The sequence below is a fragment of the Lysinibacillus sp. 2017 genome (genome assembly GCF_003073375.1).
GTDB lineage: Bacteria > Bacillota > Bacilli > Bacillales_A > Planococcaceae > Solibacillus.
In genome coordinates this window covers 2,256,355-2,276,759 of sequence record NZ_CP029002.1, presented here as the reverse complement: position 1 = coordinate 2,276,759, position 20,405 = coordinate 2,256,355, and the positions used below count along the sequence as shown (strand labels likewise).

Genomic DNA, 20,405 nt, shown 5'->3' with positions numbered 1-20,405 from the left:
TCGGAAAGATGAGGCGATAAATGCGGCAGATGGATGAGAGGAAAGTGGGCAGACTTACCCCGGGAGATCTGATGAATAACCCATAGAGGGAACCTGTACAGCGATGTACAACTGAATCATTAGAAGTCAGCAGAAGCCATAGTACCAGTAATGGGAAGGGCTGAACGAAAGGAGTGAACGTGTATAAGGGTATTACATGCGAATGATGACACAGAACTGAAAAGTCTATCCTACAGTAAGGTACGGAATACCCCAGGAGTAGGAATAGCGTGGAATTCTGCATGTGCATTCCTTACCCACACGCGAACATATGGATGGATTAATCAACGTTATAGTAAACAGAGATAATTTGAATGATGCTTTTGAGAAAGTGCGTAAAAACAAAGGTGCAGCCGGTGTCGATGCGAAAGATATAGAGGCAACCCGCCAATACTTAAAAGAAAATAAAGTCCAAATTATCGAAGCAATTCGAGCAGGAAAATACAAACCTCAACCAGTTAGAAGGGTGGAAATCCCAAAACCTGATGGAGGAAAACGACTTCTAGGAATCCCGACGGTTACAGACCGTGTCATTCAACAAGCAGTCGTGCAAGTATTAACCCCAATACTAGACCCAAAGTTTAGTAATTTTAGTTATGGATTTCGTCCGAACAAAAGCGCTCATCAAGCAATCGAACAAGCAAGAAACTATATTGAAGAAGGCTATACGTATGTCGTAGACATAGACCTAGAGAAATTCTTTGATAAAGTTCAACATGATAAGCTGATGTCACTTATGGCGAAATATATTTTATGTAAACCAACCTTGAAATTAATAAGAAGCTTCTTAAATGCAGGAACCATGATAGATGGAACGTTTATTTACGCAAAAGAAGGAACACCACAGGGTGGACCATTAAGTCCACTATTGAGTAATGTGATTCTTCATGAACTGGATAAAGAGCTAGAGAAACGCCAACATAAATTCGTGCGTTACGCAGATGACTGCAACATTTACGTCAAAAGCGTAAAAGCGGGAGAACGAGTTAAGGAAGGCGTCACATCATTTATCGAAAAGAAACTTCAATTAAAAGTAAATGAAGAGAAATCAGCAGTGGGAAAGCCGAGAGCACGTATATTTTTGGGTGTGAGCTTCTATAAATACAGAGGTGAAATCAAGGTATACGTGCCAAAGAAATCAAAGAAGCGTTTCGAAGAAAAGCTGAAGTACATTACGAACCGTAATTACTCAATTGATATGGAATCGCGCATTCAGAAAATTAACTACTTAATTCAAGGATGGGGAAACTATTTCAAAGTTGCCGACATACAGTCTTACGCTAACAAAATAGATAGCCATATTCGAAGAAGATTAAGGGCATGTCGATGGAAAGAATGGAAAAGAACCATCTCAAAATATAGAAACCTCAAAAGATTAGGAATCAGCCATAACGATGCCTATAAAATGGCCAATACCCGCAAAGGGTACTGGCGCTCCTCGAACAATCCAATCGTCAATCGAGCATTAAACAATAAATATTGGTTAAAACTCAAGTTGAAGAACCTCGCTACAATCATAAATCCAACATAAAACTTTTGAACCGCCGTATACGGAACCGTACGTACGGTGGTGTGAGAGGTCGACTAGCCAATTAATGGCTAGTCTCCTACTCGATTGTTAAATTTCACATACTTCACTTGAATTAGGGTAATGAATTACTATTTATTACTTGAAGTTGAGGTGAGGAAAGTGAAGAGCTGGCAGTTATTAACTTTAATTATTATTGTGATAAGCTTTGCAGCAGTACTTTTATTTCCGCGAGTTTTAAATACAACCGCTTTGCGTTGAATTAGATACTTCTCATTCAGCGCTTGAAAATTACATTGTCTATTTAGAAACGCAACGTGAACGTTGTTACAATCATATTATATTACTTGGTACACAAAACGAACGGCAATTACAGCTATTAAAAATTGAATTACACGACTATTTAAATGCTCTGATAAACATACAAAGTACCATTAAATATGACAATTTAATAGATAGTGAATTAAATAAATCAATAGAACTAGACCGAAATTTTATTGAACAAACAATCGATGCAATTGAGACTAAAGACGAACAACTTTTAGTTAATATATCAGAAATATACTATGAATTATTAGAATATCAAAGATTACTTAGACTAGAGATAGCAGGTAATTTTTCCTATTAAGATATTACTGTTTAGTTAATTCAGACTTTTCCAATAAAATATTCTCTATGTGTTTAATATTTATCTAAACAAAATTCTAAAATTTGTATATACTTATATGTATGGGGAGGAGGATTTGCGTGGTTATTTTTGAAAATCGATTTTTTGAAATCACAGAAAGTAATGAAAAAGTCTTTATCAAAACGAAAGAACCCGGTTTTATGTTAAGAGATTTTGATACAATTGTGCGCCTTAATCCTCGCATTAAATTAACCAATTTTGCTGTATTAAAAAAAGTTTTAACAGAGGTTTCTGCTACTCCAGTCGAAATAGGTACATGGTTACCGACTGTGACATTAGAAATATCACGGGATAAAATGTCAGCTTCTTTATTCGTTTATGAAACACAAGAAAATGTCCGTTCTAATCAACAAAAATTCCAAGATGATGTTATGAAATTGTTAAGAGAGCATAATATTAAACATGGATTTTTAGACATAAAAGTGGAATCTATTGTAAGCGGTAAGGCCATTTTAATCGCACAGGGTACACCACCTGTTAAAGGTGACGATGCAAAAGTAAGCTATTTGCAAATTCCTGAACGAAAACCTGTCATTCGCGAAGATGGAAAAGCAGATTACTATGATATGAACTTCATTTATGAAATTGAAGAGGGCGCATGGCTAGGCGAAAAAATTCATGCACAGCCAGGTATTCCAGGAACAAATATTCATAATGAGCCAGTAGCAGCACAAAGTGGTCGCGATATGCCATTAAAATATGACCGAAAATCAGCTTATGAAGTTGAAGAAGATGGTAAAACAATCATTCGATCTAAAATTAGCGGAGTATTTGAAGATCATAAAGGCATGGTAGGCGTAAATTATCATTTACCGATTAACGGTGATGTTGGTGTTGAAACAGGGAACATAGATTTTAATGGTTCTTTATCTATTCGTGGTACGGTCCATGCAGGATTTACTGTTATTGCAAAAGGAGATATTTCAATTGAAGGGCCAGAGGGTGTTTCTGGAGCGAAATTGATTAAATCTATTGATGGCGATATCTTTATTCGCGGAGGCATTTTCGGATTAGGTCAAACGCGTGTTGAAGCGGGAGGCAATATTTTCGTTAAGCACGTGAACGAAGCGAACTTAATCGCAGGTAGTGACGTTAATATTGGGTTCTATGCTTTAGGATCTAATATTCGAGGACATTCGATTCTGGTGGATGAACGAAAGGGTAAAATTATCGGGGGTACAGCTATTGCAAAAAGTACCATTGTAACAGCCGTTTCAGGAAACCGTTTAGAACGTCGTACAGAGTTAATTATTAATAGCGTCAATAAGGCAGAGGGGCTGGAATTAATTCAGTCGAAAGCTACTCTACTAAAATCAATGCAAGAAGATATTTTGCAATTAGAATCACAAGTGAACCGCGTATTGCCGGTAGTAAATAATTTAACGAAACCACAAGTAGCTGCATTTGAACAAACAAAACAAAAATTATTTTCTAATAAAGAATCAGCTGCTAATTTAGATCGTGAAATTAAACAATTAATGAACGATTTACGAAGTGTCGGTAAAGAAGAAATACAGGTTACAAGAGACGCTTTTCCAGGTACATATATCCAAATCGGTAAAAAATCTACCATCCTATCGAATATGACAAATGGTCGATTCTTATTAGAGTTTGGAGAGCTGAATGTCTAATGAATAAAATTCCAATTTTTGCACATCGTGGTGCAACAAGCTATGCAGTAGAAAATACAATGAAAGCGTTTCAAAAAGCCAAGAGTCTGGGTGTAGACGGAATCGAGTTGGATCTTCAACTTTCAAAGGATGCCGTATTCATCGTTTTTCATGATTTAGATTTGTTACGATTAACGGGCGTTCGGAAATTAGTATCGAATTGTACCTTTGATGAGTTAATGAGTTTTAATCTTGGCACGAAATTTAAACGACGTTTTTCTCGTCATCGAATGATGGCATTTCAAGATATTGTGAAATGGGCAAACGAAGAAAATATGGCATTGAATATCGAATTAAAAGAATCGATTTTAAACAATGAGGACGTACTTCGAGAAGTTTTGCAATCGTTAGAGCTTCCTGAAAATAGTCACTTTTCATCGTTTTATGAACCGCTATTAAAAGTGGTGAAAGAAACACGTCCACAATATGAAACGGCATTGATTATCACTAAAAAATTCGATTGGCAAACAATACATGGTCGCACAACGTATGATGTGATTCACGCAAACAAAAAGTATTATAAACCACAATACTTAAAATATTGCGATGAAGCAAAAATTGGAATTCGTTTTTATGGAATTGAGGGAAAGGAATCGTATTTAGCGAATCCTCATCCAGCCGTTATCGGTTGGATTACTGATTATCCAGAGAAAGTACGGAAAGCACAGCTGAAGTAAACTAAAAATCCACTAGGTTCGATTGGACCTAGTGGATTTTTTAGTATGAAGTTTCAATTATTTCGTCACTTTTTTCTGCCATTTATCTGCAACTTTTCCCTTTTTACGATCGCGGTGCAATAGGAAACCTGCGAAGAAGAAGAAGGCAACGACGAAGAAAATAGCCCCAACGATGAATTGTAACCAAATCCATGGAAACGGTGCAATGAGAATACCGAAAAGTGTATCACGCATAAATTTAATACCAGCAGCCATCATGATTGCTGGAATAACTAAAATTATAAACGCTAGCATACGAGCCATATCTAAACCTCCTAACAATACAATTAATTTTACAATGGCTCGAGGGAAAGTCAAGAAGACACCAGTTTTTCCAAAAAGAAACAAAGGAAATGTGACGAAGAAACGTCCAGTTATTTTTCTAATATAATATTAAATGGTAATTTTTATTAAGAATTTTAGGGAGATTTAACTAAAAATATTCTCTTAAATTATCGGAATTTTCTAACTTAAAGAGATTTAGCGATTTATAGTTGCGCGAATGAAATTTTGAAAGTATTGTAAATTTAAGAAGCGAAAATTATTCGTTTTTAAATATCTGATAGACACTTTTGACAATAATTCATTTTAAACGAGAAGGTAAGCGCTTTCTTGATAAAAGGAGAAGAGTATTATGGAAATTTTTAAGTACATGCAAAAATATGATTTTGAGCAGGTAGTGTTTTGCCAAGATGAGGCATCTGGGTTAAAAGCGGTCATTGCAATTCATGATACAACATTAGGTCCGGCTCTAGGAGGTTCACGTATGTGGACTTACGCCTCTGAAGAAGCAGCAATTGAAGATGCATTGCGACTTGCTCGTGGGATGACATACAAAAATGCAGCGGCAGGATTAAATCTTGGCGGTGGTAAAACAGTTATTATTGGAGATCCGTTTAAAGATAAAAATGAAGAAATGTTCCGCGCATTAGGACGATTTATTCAAGGATTAAACGGTCGTTACATAACAGCAGAAGATGTTGGAACAACTGTAGCAGACATGGATTTAATTCATGAAGAAACAAATTATGTGACTGGGATTTCACCAGCATTCGGTAGCTCAGGCAATCCATCACCTGTTACTGCATACGGCGTATTTTTAGGAATGAAAGCTGCAGCTAAAGAAGCATTTGGTGATGACTCATTAACTGGGAAAACGGTTTCTGTGCAAGGATTAGGAAATGTTGCATACACTTTATGTGAGTATTTACATAAAGAAGGGGCTAAATTAGTCGTAACAGATATTAACCAATTAGCAATTGACCGCGTTGTAAATGATTTTGGCGCGACAGCAGTAACACCAGATGCTATTTATGAGCAAGATGTCGATATTTTCTCACCATGTGCTTTAGGTGCGATTATTAATGACACGACGATTCCAAAATTAAAAGCAAAGGTTATCGCTGGTTCAGCTAATAACCAATTGGCAGAATCTCGTCACGGTAAAGTTTTACATGAAATGGGCATTGTTTATGCACCAGATTATGTTATCAATGCAGGTGGCGTTATTAACGTTGCTGATGAATTATATGGCTACAATCGTGACCGCGCGATGAAACGTGTTGGAACGATTTATACAAGTCTAGAGAAAATTTTCGCCATTTCAAGAGAACAAGATATTCCAACATACTTAGCAGCGAATCATTTAGCGGAAGAACGTATCGCACGCGTTGCTAAATCACGTAGCCAATTTTTACAAAATGAAAAAAGTATTTTAAACGGTCGTTAATTTTTACAAATCGATATATTCGAATAAAGGGGTGTCGGATATGGCAAGAGAATATGATGTCGTCATTTTAGGCGGAGGGACAGGCGGCTATGTAGCAGCGATTCGTGCCTCACAACTTGGCTTGAAAACAGCCATCGTTGAAAAAAACAAACTTGGAGGCACATGCTTACATGCGGGATGTATTCCGACAAAGGCATTACTAAGAAGTGCAGAAGTATTTGTTCAATCTAAACGAGCTGAAGAATTTGGAATTGAGCTAAATGATGTAACAGTAAATTTCACAAAAATCCAAGCGCGTAAACAATCGGTTGTTGAACAGCTCTATAAAGGGGTTCAACACTTAATGAAAAAAGGGGAAATCGATGTTTATGACGGTTATGGTCGCATTCTAGGTCCATCCATTTTCTCACCACTGCCGGGTACGATTTCTGTTGAAATGAATGATGGCACGGAAAATGAAATGCTGATTCCGAAAAACGTCATCATCGCAACCGGCTCGAGACCGCGCAAATTAGAAGGATTAACAGTTGATGGGGAAAAAGTATTTACTTCGGATGAGTTTCTAACAATCGAAAAACTGCCAAAGTCGGTCATCATTATTGGCGGTGGGGTAATCGGAATCGAATGGGCTTCTATGCTTAGTGATTTTGAAGTTGATGTAACGATTTTAGAGCTTGGAGATCGCATTTTACCGACAGAAGATGAAGCTATTTCAACTGAAATGTTAAAAATTTTAAAGAAACGTGGCATCAATATTCATACAAATGTGTCGTTTGATGCGGACCAGATTACAACAGCTGATCAGGTAACAGTCACGCTTAAAGATGGAAATACAGTAACGGCCGAAGCGCTATTACTTTCGATTGGACGTCAAGCAAACGTTGAAAATATCGGTATTGAAAACACGGATATTGTCCTTGAAAAAGGCTTTATCGACGTAAATGAGCAGTTCCAAACGAAGGAAAGTCATATTTATGCGATTGGTGATGTGATCGGTGGCATGCAACTTGCACATGTTGCCTCTCATGAAGGGATTCTAGCTGTGGAACATATTGCAGGAGAAACAGCAATGCCGATTCATTATGCGAATATCGCGCGCGGTGTCTATAGTAATCCAGAAATTGCGAGTGTTGGTTTAACAGAAACACAAGCAACCAGTCAAGGCTATAAAGTGAAAGTCGCAACATTCCCATTTAAAGCAATCGGTAAAGCGATGGTTTATGGGGACACTGAAGGATTTGTAAAAGTGATTGCCGATGAAGATTCGAATGATGTGATAGGGGTGCATTTAATCGGTCCGCATGCAACGGATTTAATATCAGAAGCAGCACTTGGTTTATTTTTAAATGCGTCATCATGGGAAGTTGGACAAATGGTTCATCTACACCCTTCATTAAGTGAAGTGATGGGTGAAGCAGCGTTAGCTATTGAAGGAAAAGCAATTCATTATTAAGAACAAAAGCGTTAATAAGCCCGTTTAGCCACGACTTGCTTTCGAGGGTTCGAAAAGCTTGAGGGGCTGGGGTTTTTCCTAGACGTGAAGTACGCTTTATTTCAAAAGTTATCCACAGTACGAGAAATTTCTAATTGCGTTAACAAAACAAAATACACCCGGTGAGCATATGCGCACCGGGTGTCACTCTAAGCAGATTGGGGTTGGTTATATGAGTGAAAACCAATTAACACATGATCAATTAGGACTAACAAATGAAGAAGTATTAAAAATGTATGAAACGATGTTAATGGCACGTCGTATTGATGAACGTATGTGGTTACTGAATCGTGCTGGGAAAATTCCGTTCGTTATTTCTTGTCAAGGTCAAGAAGCAGCACAAGTTGGCGCGGCCTTTGCGCTAGATCACACGAAAGATTATATTGCACCGTATTATCGTGATATGGGTGTTGTACTACATTTTGGGATGACGGCACAAGATTTAATGTTATCTGCATTTGCGAAAGCAGAAGATCCAAACTCGGGTGGCCGCCAAATGCCAGGTCACTTCGGACAAAAGAAAAATCGTATTATAACAGGTTCATCTCCAGTAACGACACAAGTTCCACATGCAGTGGGTGTTGCGTTAGCAGGGAAAATGCAGCAAAAGGATTTCATTACCTTTGTCACACTTGGTGAAGGTTCTTCAAACCAAGGGGATTTCCATGAAGGGGCGAACTTTGCAGGCGTTCATAAATTACCTGTCATCATTATGGTAGAAAACAATCAATATGCGATTTCTGTTCCAGTGGAGCGTCAATTAGGCTGTGCAAAAGTGTCAGACCGCGCGATTGGCTATGGTATGCCAGGTGTCACTGTGGATGGTAAAAATCCACTTGAAGTTTATAAAGTAGTTAAAGAAGCAGCTGACCGTGCTCGACGCGGGGAAGGTCCATCTTTAATTGAAACTGTAACTTTCCGATTAACGGCGCATTCATCTGATGATGACGATCGCCAATATCGTACAGCAGAGGATATCGCAGAAGGTAAAGCGAAAGATCCACTTGTATTATTTGAAGCCTATTTAAAAGAACAAGGAATTTTAGATGAGTCACTAATCAAAACGATGAATGAAACGATCATGAAAATCGTGAACGAAGCAACAGAATACGCAGAAGCAGCAGCCTATGCAGCACCTGAAGACGCACTGAAATATGTCTATGCGGAAGGAGAAGATGCGTAATGCCAGTAATTTCTTATATTGATGCGATCAATTTAGCAATGAAAGAAGAAATGGAACGTGATGAAAGCGTCTTTATTTTAGGCGAAGACGTTGGACGTAAAGGTGGCGTATTCAAAGCGACGAATGGCCTTTATGAGCAGTTCGGGGAAGCGCGTGTCTTAGATACTCCTTTAGCTGAAAGTGCGATTGCCGGTGTAGCAATAGGGGCTGCGATGTATGGCATGCGTCCAATTGCTGAAATGCAATTTGCTGATTTCATAATGCCAGCAGTGAACCAAATCGTCTCAGAAGCTGCAAAAATTCGCTACCGCACAAATAATGATTGGAGCTGTCCGCTTGTAGTTCGTGCTCCATTTGGCGGTGGGATTCATGGTGCACTGTATCATTCACAATCAGTGGAAGCTCTTTTTGCAGGAACACCAGGTTTAAAAATCGTTATCCCATCAACACCGTATGATGCGAAGGGCTTATTAAAAGCAGCTATTCGTGACCCAGACCCTGTGTTGTTTTTCGAGCATAAGCGTGCCTATCGTTTAATTAAAGGTGAAGTACCGACGGAAGATTACACATTGCCAATCGGAAAAGCTGATGTAAAACGTGAGGGCGACGATATAACCGTTATTACGTATGGCTTAGCTGTACATTTTGCGTTGCAAGCAGCAGAGCGACTTGCTAAAGATGGCATCCAGACACATATTTTAGATTTGCGTACAGTGTATCCATTAGATCAAGAAGCAATTATTGAAGCAACGAAAAAGACAGGGAAAGTACTGCTTATTACTGAGGACAACAAAGAAGGTAGCATACTAAGTGAAGTGGCTGCAATTATTGCAGAACATTGCTTATTTGATTTAGATGCGCCGATTAAACGCTTAGCAGGACCAGATGTTCCAGCGATGCCATATGCGCCAACGATGGAAAAGTTTTTTATAATCAATCCCGATAAAGTAGAGCGTGCGATTCGTGAATTAGCGGCGTTTTAAGTGAATGTACTAATGAGATCGAAATACACAACTACGAAAAGCATTCTTAGCAAACACATAATGGAATGTTGATGTAATTATGGCAAAGCATAATTACGATATAGGAGGATTTGAAAATGACAATTCAAAATATTTTAATGCCGCAGCTTGGAGAAAGCGTGACGGAAGGTAAAATTGATCACTGGCTCGTAAAAGTGGGCGATAAGGTCAATAAATATGATCCATTAGCAGAAGTAACAACAGATAAAGTAAATGCTGAAATTCCTTCTTCGTTTACAGGTGTGATTTCAGAACTTATTGCTACTGAAGGCGAAACTTTACCTGTTGGCGCGGTCGTATGTACGATCGAGATTGAAGGAGCAGAGATGCCACCTGCACCAGCGCCAAAAAGTTCAAATGTTAGCTCGGCCATTTTAAATGCGGGCATACAGAAAAAAGAGCCAGAAGCAAAAGCTGCACCCGTAGAAAAACCAGCTCGTCCAGAACGAAAAGGTGGTCGCTACTCACCAGCAGTTCTCATGCTTGCAAACGAGAACGATGTCGACTTATCTCAAATTGTCGGTACAGGAATGGATAATCGCATTACACGTAAAGATGTAGAAGCTTATATTGCTGCAGGGAAACCGACGAGTCAAGCGATTTCACATGACGAACAGCCGATTCCAGTACTGGAAGATTCGCCAATTAAAGAAGCAGCTGAACAAAAGCCACATACAAAACAAGCTCAAGAGCAAGTGGTAACAGCAAATGGGGATATCGAAATTCCAGTGACACAAGTCCGCAAAGCGATTGCCAAAAATATGCTTCGTAGTACACATGAAATTCCACATGCATGGATGATGATGGAAGTGGATGTGACTGAACTTGTTGAATATCGTGACGGGATTAAAAATGAATTCAAACAAAAAGAAGGATTCAATTTAACGTATTTCGCATTCTTCCTAAAAGCAGTTGCGCAAGCGTTAAAAGAATTCCCGATGATTAATTCAGTATGGGCGGACGATAAAATTATTCAAAAGAAAGATATTAACTTATCGATTGCCGTCGCAACAGAAGACGCGTTATTCGTCCCTGTTATAAAAAATGTCGATGAAAAATCGATTAAAGGTATTGGCAAGGAAATTCACGAATTATCGACGATTGTACGCAATGGGAAATTAAAATTAGACCATATGCAGGGTGGTACGTTTACGGTTAATAACACAGGATCATTTGGTTCTGTGCAGTCGATGGGCATCATCAATTATCCGCAAGCAGCGATTCTGCAAGTGGAAAGTATTGTAAAACGACCTGTAATAGTACAGGGCAATATGATCGCGCCACGTCATATGGTGAATTTATGTCTGTCATTAGATCATAGAATTTTAGATGGACTAATTTGCGGGAAATTCCTATCTAGAGTAAAGGAAATTCTCGAAAATGTAGATAAACAGAAGATGTCAGTCTACTGAAAGTGTGCCGAAAGCCTGTAAATAAAGGCTTTCGGTGTTTTTTTTGCTTTATTGTCTGAACATTCTCGTGTAAAATGTAGTACAGAAATATAACAAGGGGGGAAGCTAGTTAGCGTCCATATGTCAACTACTATGAAAGAGATTGAATTTCAATCTGTGAGCTACGATCAGTGGCAACAAGAAGCAGTTAAAGCTTTAAAAGGGAAGCCGTTTGAATCGTTATTTACAAAAACTATTGAAAATATCACATTACAACCACTTTATACGCAAGACAGTTTGATTGAAAAGTTAGGGGACCAATTAGAAAGTCAAGTTTCCACAATTCGTTCTTTAACAAAATCATCTGGTTTTGATGTAGCCCAGCAAATTGTTGGAACTGATGAGGCAAGCTTTTTTGCAAACATAGATGAAAGCCTAGCACGTGGTAATCAGATGATTACGATCAACAGCCCAGCAAGTTTTGAATGGACAGAACAAGTATTAGGACAATTAGTTCCTTACTTATCAGAAAATTCATTCAAAATTACAATTCAATCTAGTGAAGACGTGTTATTAAGCGTTTTCGATAAAATCGATGAAACTCAACGTGAAAATGTGAACGGTTACATCGTTGCACCAGTTGCAGTGGAGCTACCAGCATATCCGAACGTGCGTACATTCGCAGCAAATACCATTACCCATCACAATAATGGCGCCAATGTTGTACAAGAGTTAGCGATTGCGTTAGCACAGGCTTCTCAAATGGCTACTGAAGCGGACGACTTTAAAGCGTTTGAAGAGAAATTCTTTGTACAATTTGCAGTCGATACACAATTCTTCCTAGAAATTGCGAAAATTCGTGCCTTTAAAGTGTTATGGAAAGCATTTGCTTCAGCTTTCGGCAATGAAGCAAGTGCTGTCCCAGTAGTAGTCGAAACATCTGTACGTAGCTTCTCTAAATACGATGTGTACGTAAACTTACTACGTGCAGGTAACGAAGCATTCTCAGCAGCAATCGGTGGTGCAGATGTCATTACTGTACATCCACATGACTGCTTAACGGCGATCTCTGAGCAATCTGTACGTATCGCACGTAATGTATCCCTTGTTACAAAAGAAGAATCGCTCGTATTAAATGTCCTTGATCCATCAGGTGGTTCTTACTTTATCGAATCACTCACAGCGGATTATGTAAAAGAAGCATGGGCATTATTCCTTGAAATCGAAAAAGCTGGCGGATTATCTGCTTACGGCATCGATTCAAAAATTGAAGAAGTTTACGCAACTCGCATCGGACAAGTGGAAACACGTAAGCATTCATTAATCGGTACGAACATTTATGCAAATCCAACAGATGAAATTTCTACTGATGAAAACGCGCAATTTGCCGCAGTAAAACGTATTGCGATTCCGTTTGAAGATTTACGCGAAAACTTTGCACAAACAGGATTGAAATCAGCAATCCTGACATTCGGTCAATTGAAAAATTACAAACCACGTGCAGACTTTGTTCAAGGTTTCTTTGCTACAGCAGGTGTCGTTGCACACCAAACAGAAGGCTTCCAAACAATTGAAGAAGCAAAAGCATGGTTAGATACAGCAGCGTACGATTATGTAGTCGTAGCGGCAACAGATGACGATACAAAAGCGTTAATCCCAGCATTATTAGAAGGTAAAAAAGCTTCAATCGTACTTGATGCAGCAGGAAAATATAAAGAAGAGCAAGATGCTTGGCTTGAAGCAGGCTTAAATGGCTTTATTTTTGCAGGACAAAACATCGTTACAAAACTAAATGATGTCGTGATGAGCGTGAAGGGGGTACAACAATGAGTAAAGCAAATTTTGAATCCGTAGTGATTGAAGATGTGTTAGCGAAAGAGCAACTAACTTCTACAGGCTCATTTATGACAAATGAAGGCATTGAAGTAAAATCTGTATACAATGCAGAGGATATTCAAGATGCAAAACATACAAAAGACGTTGCAGGTATTGCACCGAATACACGTGGTCCTTACCCAACAATGTACGTCGCACGTCCTTGGACTGTCCGTCAATATGCAGGTTTCTCAACAGCAGAAGAATCAAATGCCTTTTACCGTCGTAACTTAGCGATGGGGCAAAAAGGATTATCTGTTGCATTCGACTTAGCAACACACCGTGGCTATGACTCGGATCACCCACGTGTAACGGGCGACGTTGGTAAAGCAGGTGTAGCGATTGACTCTGTTGAAGATGCTAAAATTTTATTTGCAGGGATTCCATTAGATCAAATGTCGGTATCGATGACGATGAACGGCGCGGTACTTCCAATTTTAGCGTTCTACATCGTTGCTGCAGAAGAACAAGGGGTAACACCTGATAAGCTTGCTGGTACCATCCAAAATGACATTCTAAAAGAATATATGGTGCGTAACACTTATATTTATCCACCAGCAATGTCGATGAAAATTATCGCGGATATTTTTGAATATACGGCGAAATTTATGCCAAAATTCAACTCGATTTCAATTTCTGGTTATCATATTCAAGAAGCGGGTGCGACGAATGATATCGAGTTAGCTTATACATTAGCAGACGGACTTGAATATGTACGTACGGGCTTAAAAGCAGGAATTGATATTGATGCCTTTGCACCGCGTTTATCATTCTTCTGGGCAATCGGTATGAACTACTACATGGAAGTAGCAAAAATGCGTGCAGCTCGCCGTATTTGGGCTCAGATGATGTCGACATTTAATCCAAAGAACCCAAAAACATTAGCGTTACGTACACACTCTCAAACTTCTGGATGGAGTTTAACAGAGCAAGATCCATTCAATAACGTGACACGTACATTAATCGAAGCAAACGCAGCAGCAATGGGTCATACGCAATCACTTCACACGAATGCACTTGATGAAGCAATTGCATTACCAACAGATTTCTCTGCACGTATTGCACGTAATACCCAGTTGTTCTTACAAGAAGAAACAGGTATGACGAAAGTAATCGATCCATGGGGCGGTTCTTATTATGTTGAGAAATTAACAGAAGAGCTAACAGAAAAAGCATGGGCATTAATTGAAGAAATTGAGGAACTTGGCGGTATGGCGAAAGCAATCGAAACAGGTCTTCCGAAAATGAAAGTCGAAGAAGCAGCAGCAAAACGCCAAGCAAAAATCGACTCAAAATCAGAAACAATTGTCGGGGTCAACAAATACCGTTTAGCGGAAGAAGATCCAATCGACATTTTAGATATCGACAATGCGATTGTTCGCGTTGGACAAATCGAGCGCTTAGAAAAAATGAAAGCAACTCGTGATAATGAAGAAGTACAAAAACATTTAGCCCGCTTAACAAAAGCAGCGGAAGATGGATCAGAAAACTTACTAGCTATCGCAGTAGATGCAGCGAGAGCACGTGCATCTCTTGGTGAAATTTCTGATGCAATTGAAGCAGTATCTGGTCGTCATAAAGCGGTTATTCGCTCTATTTCTGGTGTATACTCTGCCAATTACTCGGATACAGAAGTAATTAAAGAAGTGAAGCAAATGACGGCAGATTTCCAAGAAGCAGAAGGTCGTCGTCCACGTATTTTAATTGCGAAAATGGGTCAAGATGGTCATGATCGTGGGGCGAAAGTTGTTGCGACAGGCTATGCGGATTTAGGCTTTGACGTTGATATTTCGCCATTATTCATGACGCCAGAAGAGACAGCACAAATGGCCAATGAAAATGATGTGCATGTTATAGGTGTTTCAAGCTTAGCTGCAGGACATAAAACATTAGTACCAGAATTATTAGCTGAACTGAAAAAATTAGGTCGTGAAGATATTATCGTAATCGTTGGTGGTGTTATTCCAGCGCAGGATTATGATTTCTTGTATGAAGCAGGTGCGGTGGCCATCTTTGGTCCTGGTACAGTGATTCCAGTTGCAGCGATTCGCATAATCGAAGAAATTTACAAAGCTCTAGGCTACGAGGAAGTGGCGGAGTAATGACAAAAGAGCATCAAGACCGTAGTGCTTTGTTTGTCATGGATGGTGTGAAGGGTGGTCATGATGGAATGAGCTATTCAAACCCAAAGAAATTCAGAAAAAAAAAGCAGGAAACTCTTGATATAAAGAAATTAGCTGAAGAAGTGCGAGCAGGTGACCGTACTTCTTTGGCAAAGGCAATTACATTGATCGAAAGCTCGAACAACGCGCATAAAGAAGATGCACAAAAACTACTACAAGAACTATTACCATACACAGGAAACTGTATTCGTATCGGGATTACAGGGGTTCCAGGAGCGGGGAAAAGCTCGTTTATCGAAGCTTTTGGAACAATGCTCTGTAAAATGGGGAAACGCGTTGCAGTGCTAGCCATTGATCCGAGCTCGTCGTTATCAGGCGGTAGTATTCTGGGTGACAAAACGCGGATGGAAGAGCTTGTGCGTCAAGAAAATGCCTTCGTTCGACCGTCTCCAAGTGCAGGTACATTAGGCGGGGTGCATAAAAAATCGCGTGAAACGATGCTTCTTTGTGAAGCGGCAGGCTATGATGTCTTACTCATTGAAACAGTGGGTGTTGGTCAAAGTGAGACGTATGTGCGCGGAATGGTCGATTTCTTCTTGTTACTTGTATTAACAGGTGCTGGGGATGAGCTGCAAGGCATGAAAAAGGGAATAATGGAACTTGCGGATGGGATTGTGGTACATAAAGCAGATGGTGACAATGTGCGCCCTGCAAAACGTACCATGCAAGAGTATAAGCAAATTCTTCATTTCCTGCAGCCTGCAACACCAGGTTGGATGAGTACAGCATTAACCGTTTCTTCGCTAGAAAAAACGGGATTAGAAAATGTTTGGACTATGCTAATGGAGTTTGAGCAATCGGTTAAAAGTTCAAATTACTGGGCAATTCGCCGCCGTGAGCAAACGAGAGATTGGTTCCATTCAATGATTACCGACCATTTAATTGACTCGTTTTATCAAAACGAAGAACGCAAAATGCAGGTTCGTTCGTTAGAAACTGACATACTAAAAGGAAGCCTTACAGTAACTCAAGGTGTCAACGCGTTATTTGACGAAAAAGAAACGCATGAATTGTAATCAATGGTCTTTGCACATCTCTTATATCCTTGCTATGATTAGAAGGAATATTGAAAGGGGCTAAAAGCTTATGAATATGGACTATGATTTATTTATGCAACAAGTGACAACAACTGCTCGTGCAGAAATGGAAGCGGCAGGTTATGAACAATTACGCACACCAGAAGACGTGGAAGATGCCTTTGCTCGTAAAGGTACAACTTTAGTAATGGTCAACTCAGTTTGTGGTTGTGCAGGCGGTATTGCACGTCCAGCAGCAACTCATGCTGTCTATTACGATAAACGTCCTGACCATTTAGTAACAGTATTTGCTGGGCAAGATAAAGAAGCAACAGCAGCAGCTCGTTACTACTTCGGTGAAGATCACATCCCATCATCTCCATCATTTGTTTTATTAAAAGATGGTCAAGTTGTAGCAGATGTTGGTCGCTATGAAATTGAAGGTCATGAAATCATGTCAGTTGTAACAAATTTACAAGGCAACTTCGAGGAATATTGCGAAGAAGTATAAAACCAATTTTTTAAAGTGTACGGGGTCCATCTAAAAGTTATTTTTGTAGGGGATTCCATGCACTTCCTAATGAAGGAGTATTACCGATATGAAGAAATTTTCAATCGGCTATCGTACACTTAAAACCGCGCTTGGTGCTTCTATTGCGATAGCGATTGCCCAGTATTTTGATTTGCAGTTTTTCACTGCGGCGGGCATTTTGACGATTCTTAGTATTCAATCAACGAAAAGAAAATCCGTTCATGCTGTTTATACACGTATTGTATCAAGTGTGATCGGTATGATTTATGCGTTCGTATTTTTCGAAATATTCGGTTATCATGCATTTATCCTAGGAATTGTCCTTGTGTTATTTATCCCTACGATTGTCTCACTTGGAGTCGCAGAAGGCTTTGTATCAAGTGCGGTCGTTATGATGCATATATTTTTTACTGCCAATTTTACAATGGATTTATTCATAAATGAAGTGGCTATTATGGCTATTGGTTTTGGGATGGGCTTAATCGTCAATATGTACATGCCAGACATTCAGCAAGGTCTTTTCCATCATCAAGATGAGGTCGAGGAGTTATTTAAGAAAATACTCTCTGAAATCGCAGATTATTTACGAAATGGCGATACGATGTGGGATGGTAAAGAGCTCATAGAGGCAACAAACGTGCTAAATGACGCGAAAGCACTTGCATTTAAAGACGTACAAAACCATTTATCGCGTAAAGATAATATCTTTTATATTTATTTTGATATGAGAGAGAAGCAGCTCGAAATCATCGAGCGTGTCCTACCTAAAATTACCGCATTACCAGTCATGACGGAACAAGCACCGTTAATTGCGACATTTTTAGAAGATTTAAGTGAACATGTTCACGGAGGCAACACCGCAAGTCATTTCTTAGAGAAACTAGATAAAGTAAAAGAAGAGTTCGCAAAAATGCCACTGCCAAAAGATCATGAAACCTTTTTAGCAATGGCGGCAATGTATCAGTTTATTGAAGAAATGGATGAGTATTTAGTCATCAAGCAGTCATTTAAAGGACTGTCATAAAAAAAATGGATGTAGAAACATCCATTACATGATGGCTGCTACACCCATTGCCACAGTTGAGATTAACATAATCACAACCATTGAATAAACGACGATTCTTTGGAATTTCTTGTTACTCATGACTTTCGCTCCTTCGTGGTGAACTAATATTAGTTTACCAAATCTCAAGGAATTCTCAAGTACTATTCAAATTGTAAATTCGAAATTATTAATTATTTTGATAGGGGAGTCACATTCGTGGAAAAAGTAGATCATATCGGTATTGCCGTTCGTAATTTAGAAGAAAGAATTACATACTACACAGAAACGTTAGGCTTGAAATTATTAAAAGTAGAAGAAGTAGAGTCTCAGCAAGTGCGTGTTGCCTTCATCGATGCAGGGAATGTGAAGCTTGAGCTATTAGAACCGATGAGTGAGAAAAGTACAATTCACGGCTACTTAGAAAAGCGCGGAGAAGGCATTCACCATGTGGCATTTGGCGTAACGGGGATTCGTGAACGCATGGCTGAACTTCGCGAAAAAGGTGTACGACTATTATCTGACGAGCCAGGACCTGGTGCTGGTGGCGCGGAAGTAGCATTTTTACACCCGAAAGACTCATTTGGTGTACTTTATGAATTATGCGATAAAAGCGGAAAAGGGGATCACTAATCATGACAATTACGATGGATATGTTTGATAAAATTAATGAGCTTTACGACCGCAAAGGAATCATTCAATTAGGTGGCGGTGACGCACGTATCGATAAGCAACACGAGAAAGGCAAAATGACAGCTCGTGAGCGTATTGAAATGTTATTAGATGACGGTTCATTCGTAGAAATCAATCCATTCATTTCTCACCGTACTGTCGACTTCGGTATGGAAAAATTAGAAGGCCCTGGTGATGGGGTTGTCACAGGTTTTGGTAAAATTAACGGCCGTAATATCTATTTATTCGCACAAGACTTCACAGTATTCGGTGGGGCACTTGGTGAAATGCACGCCAAAAAAATTGCAGCAGTCATGGATTTAGCAGCGAAAAACGGCACGCCATTTATCGGTATTAATGATTCAGGTGGCGCACGTATTCAAGAAGGTGTACTTTCATTAGATGGCTACGGTCACATTTTCTACCGTAACTCAATATATTCTGGTGTGATTCCGCAAATCTCAGTCATTATGGGGCCATGTGCAGGTGGAGCTGTTTATTCTCCAGCCATCACAGACTTCATTTTAATGGTTGATAAAACGTCTCAAATGTTTATCACAGGTCCAAAAGTAATTGAAACAGTAACAGGTGAAAAAATTTCTGCTGAAGGTTTAGGTGGTTCGAAGGTGCATAATGCAGTGTCTGGTAACGCGCATTTCCGTGCTGAAAATGAAGAAGCAGCGATTGCACAAATTCAGCAATTACTTTCTTACTTGCCACAAAACAACAAGGAAAAAGCACCGAAACAAGCGGCTCCAGAAGGGGATAACTACCGTTCAGAGCTTGTAGACGTTGTGCCAATCGATCAAACAAAGTCTTATGATGTGCGTAAAGTAGTAGAGCAAGTCGTGGATGAAGGTTCGTTCATGGAAGTCCAAAAAGAATTCGCGAAGAACATCGTAGTTGGTTTTGCTCGTATTGCGGGTGAATCTGTTGGGCTAGTATGTAACCAACCGAAATTCCTTGCAGGCGGACTAGATATCGATTCATCTGATAAACTAGCACGCTTTGTACGTACTTGTGACGCATTTAATGTACCAGTCATTACATTTGAAGACGTTTCTGGCTTCTTCCCAGGGGTTAAACAAGAACACGGTGGTATTATCCGTCACGGCGCGAAAATTCTTTATGCATACTCAGAAGCAACTGTACCAAAAATTACAGTCATCTTACGTAAAGCATATGGTGGTGCGTATGTAGCTTTAAACTCAAAAGCAATCGGTGCAGATCTTGTATTTGCTTGGCCAAACGCAGAAATCGCAGTTATGGGAGCAGCAGGTGCAGCAAACATTATTCACGCTGGTGAAATTGCGAAATCTGCAGACCCAGATGCGACTCGTGCAGCGAAGATTGAAGAGTACAAAGAAAAATTTGCCAACCCTTACGTAGCGGCATCTCGTGGTATGGTTGATGACGTTATTGACCCACGTGAAACACGCATTAAGTTAATTCAAGCATTAGATATGCTTTCAACAAAACACGAAGATCGTCCGTACAAAAAACACGGAAATATTCCTCTATAATTTGCAAACCAGTCACATCAAAGTGACTGGTTTTTTGCTTTTAATATTGAAGTGGATAGTATTTAATCTTCGGGCGTATAAAAAAATCCGACTTTACTATTATT

At 39.4% G+C, this 20,405-nt stretch carries 17 protein-coding genes; 15 read left to right on the top strand and 2 right to left on the bottom strand.

All coding sequences use genetic code 11. From position 1 onward, the window contains the following. Positions 1–310 precede the first annotated feature (310 nt). The 3 genes from ltrA (at position 311) to DCE79_RS10990 (ending at position 4,602) form a co-directional block, all read left to right on the top strand. The gene (gene ltrA, locus DCE79_RS11000; RefSeq protein WP_108714481.1) at positions 311–1,570 is read left to right on the top strand and encodes a group II intron reverse transcriptase/maturase; all 1,260 of its coding nucleotides are present in this window, start codon (positions 311–313) and stop codon (positions 1,568–1,570) included. 744 nt (positions 1,571–2,314) lie between these two features. Then, entirely contained in the window at positions 2,315–3,886 is a 1,572-nt protein-coding gene (locus tag DCE79_RS10995; RefSeq protein WP_108713098.1) for a flagellar assembly protein A, read from the top strand. Beyond that, positions 3,886–4,602, top strand: a complete 717-nt coding sequence (locus DCE79_RS10990) for a glycerophosphodiester phosphodiesterase (protein WP_108713097.1) — start codon at positions 3,886–3,888, stop codon at positions 4,600–4,602. Before DCE79_RS10995 ends, DCE79_RS10990 begins: the two co-directional genes overlap by 1 nt. Positions 4,603–4,659: 57 nt before the next feature. Here the strand turns inward: DCE79_RS10990 and DCE79_RS10985 are convergent, their stop codons facing one another. Next, positions 4,660–4,905, bottom strand: a complete 246-nt coding sequence (locus tag DCE79_RS10985) for a DUF2627 domain-containing protein (protein ID WP_108713096.1) — start codon at positions 4,903–4,905, stop codon at positions 4,660–4,662. Positions 4,906–5,275: 370 nt separating this feature from the next. On the opposite strand from DCE79_RS10985, the gene DCE79_RS10980 reads away from it, so the two are divergent. The 10 genes from DCE79_RS10980 (at position 5,276) to DCE79_RS10935 (ending at position 18,088) form a co-directional block, all read left to right on the top strand. Then, a complete protein-coding gene (locus tag DCE79_RS10980) occupies positions 5,276–6,370 on the top strand; it encodes a Glu/Leu/Phe/Val family dehydrogenase (RefSeq protein WP_108713095.1) in 1,095 nt (364 codons plus the stop codon). A gap of 40 nt (positions 6,371–6,410) precedes the next feature. Continuing rightward, positions 6,411–7,823: a dihydrolipoyl dehydrogenase gene (gene lpdA, locus DCE79_RS10975; protein ID WP_108713094.1), complete on the top strand. Its 1,413-nt coding sequence runs from the start codon at positions 6,411–6,413 to the stop codon at positions 7,821–7,823. Positions 7,824–8,034: 211 nt separating this feature from the next. Beyond that, a complete protein-coding gene (locus DCE79_RS10970) occupies positions 8,035–9,045 on the top strand; it encodes a thiamine pyrophosphate-dependent dehydrogenase E1 component subunit alpha (RefSeq protein ID WP_108713093.1) in 1,011 nt (336 codons plus the stop codon). Then, the gene (locus DCE79_RS10965) at positions 9,045–10,028 is read left to right on the top strand and encodes an alpha-ketoacid dehydrogenase subunit beta (protein ID WP_108713092.1); all 984 of its coding nucleotides are present in this window, start codon (positions 9,045–9,047) and stop codon (positions 10,026–10,028) included. The genes DCE79_RS10970 and DCE79_RS10965 overlap by 1 nt, the downstream gene beginning before the upstream one ends. Before the next feature lie 116 nt (positions 10,029–10,144). Further along, positions 10,145–11,479 carry a dihydrolipoamide acetyltransferase family protein gene (locus tag DCE79_RS10960; protein ID WP_108713091.1) on the top strand — a complete coding sequence of 445 codons (1,335 nt, stop codon included), beginning with the start codon at positions 10,145–10,147 and terminating at the stop codon, positions 11,477–11,479. 132 nt (positions 11,480–11,611) lie between these two features. Beyond that, positions 11,612–13,288 (top strand): methylmalonyl-CoA mutase family protein, encoded by a 1,677-nt coding sequence (locus tag DCE79_RS10955; RefSeq protein WP_234417252.1) that lies wholly within the window; start codon positions 11,612–11,614, stop codon positions 13,286–13,288. Further along, positions 13,285–15,435 (top strand): methylmalonyl-CoA mutase, encoded by a 2,151-nt coding sequence (gene scpA, locus DCE79_RS10950; RefSeq protein ID WP_108713089.1) that lies wholly within the window; start codon positions 13,285–13,287, stop codon positions 15,433–15,435. Before DCE79_RS10955 ends, scpA begins: the two co-directional genes overlap by 4 nt. After that, entirely contained in the window at positions 15,435–16,532 is a 1,098-nt protein-coding gene (gene meaB, locus DCE79_RS10945) for a methylmalonyl Co-A mutase-associated GTPase MeaB (protein WP_108713088.1), read from the top strand. The genes scpA and meaB overlap by 1 nt, the downstream gene beginning before the upstream one ends. Before the next feature lie 70 nt (positions 16,533–16,602). Next, a complete protein-coding gene (locus DCE79_RS10940) occupies positions 16,603–17,043 on the top strand; it encodes a BrxA/BrxB family bacilliredoxin (RefSeq protein ID WP_108713087.1) in 441 nt (146 codons plus the stop codon). An 88-nt stretch (positions 17,044–17,131) separates the two neighbouring features. Beyond that, on the top strand, positions 17,132–18,088 hold the full coding sequence (locus DCE79_RS10935; RefSeq protein WP_108713086.1) for an aromatic acid exporter family protein: 957 nt from the start codon (positions 17,132–17,134) through the stop codon (positions 18,086–18,088). Positions 18,089–18,112: 24 nt separating this feature from the next. Here DCE79_RS10935 and prli42 read toward each other — a convergent pair whose 3' ends face one another. Continuing rightward, entirely contained in the window at positions 18,113–18,208 is a 96-nt protein-coding gene (gene prli42, locus DCE79_RS18515; protein WP_159083096.1) for a stressosome-associated protein Prli42, read from the bottom strand. Between the two features lie 117 nt (positions 18,209–18,325). Between prli42 and mce the strand changes: the two genes are divergently transcribed. Continuing rightward, positions 18,326–18,739, top strand: a complete 414-nt coding sequence (gene mce, locus DCE79_RS10930) for a methylmalonyl-CoA epimerase (protein WP_108713085.1) — start codon at positions 18,326–18,328, stop codon at positions 18,737–18,739. A 14-nt stretch (positions 18,740–18,753) separates the two neighbouring features. After that, on the top strand, positions 18,754–20,301 hold the full coding sequence (locus tag DCE79_RS10925) for an acyl-CoA carboxylase subunit beta (protein ID WP_108714480.1): 1,548 nt from the start codon (positions 18,754–18,756) through the stop codon (positions 20,299–20,301). Positions 20,302–20,405 lie beyond the last annotated feature (104 nt).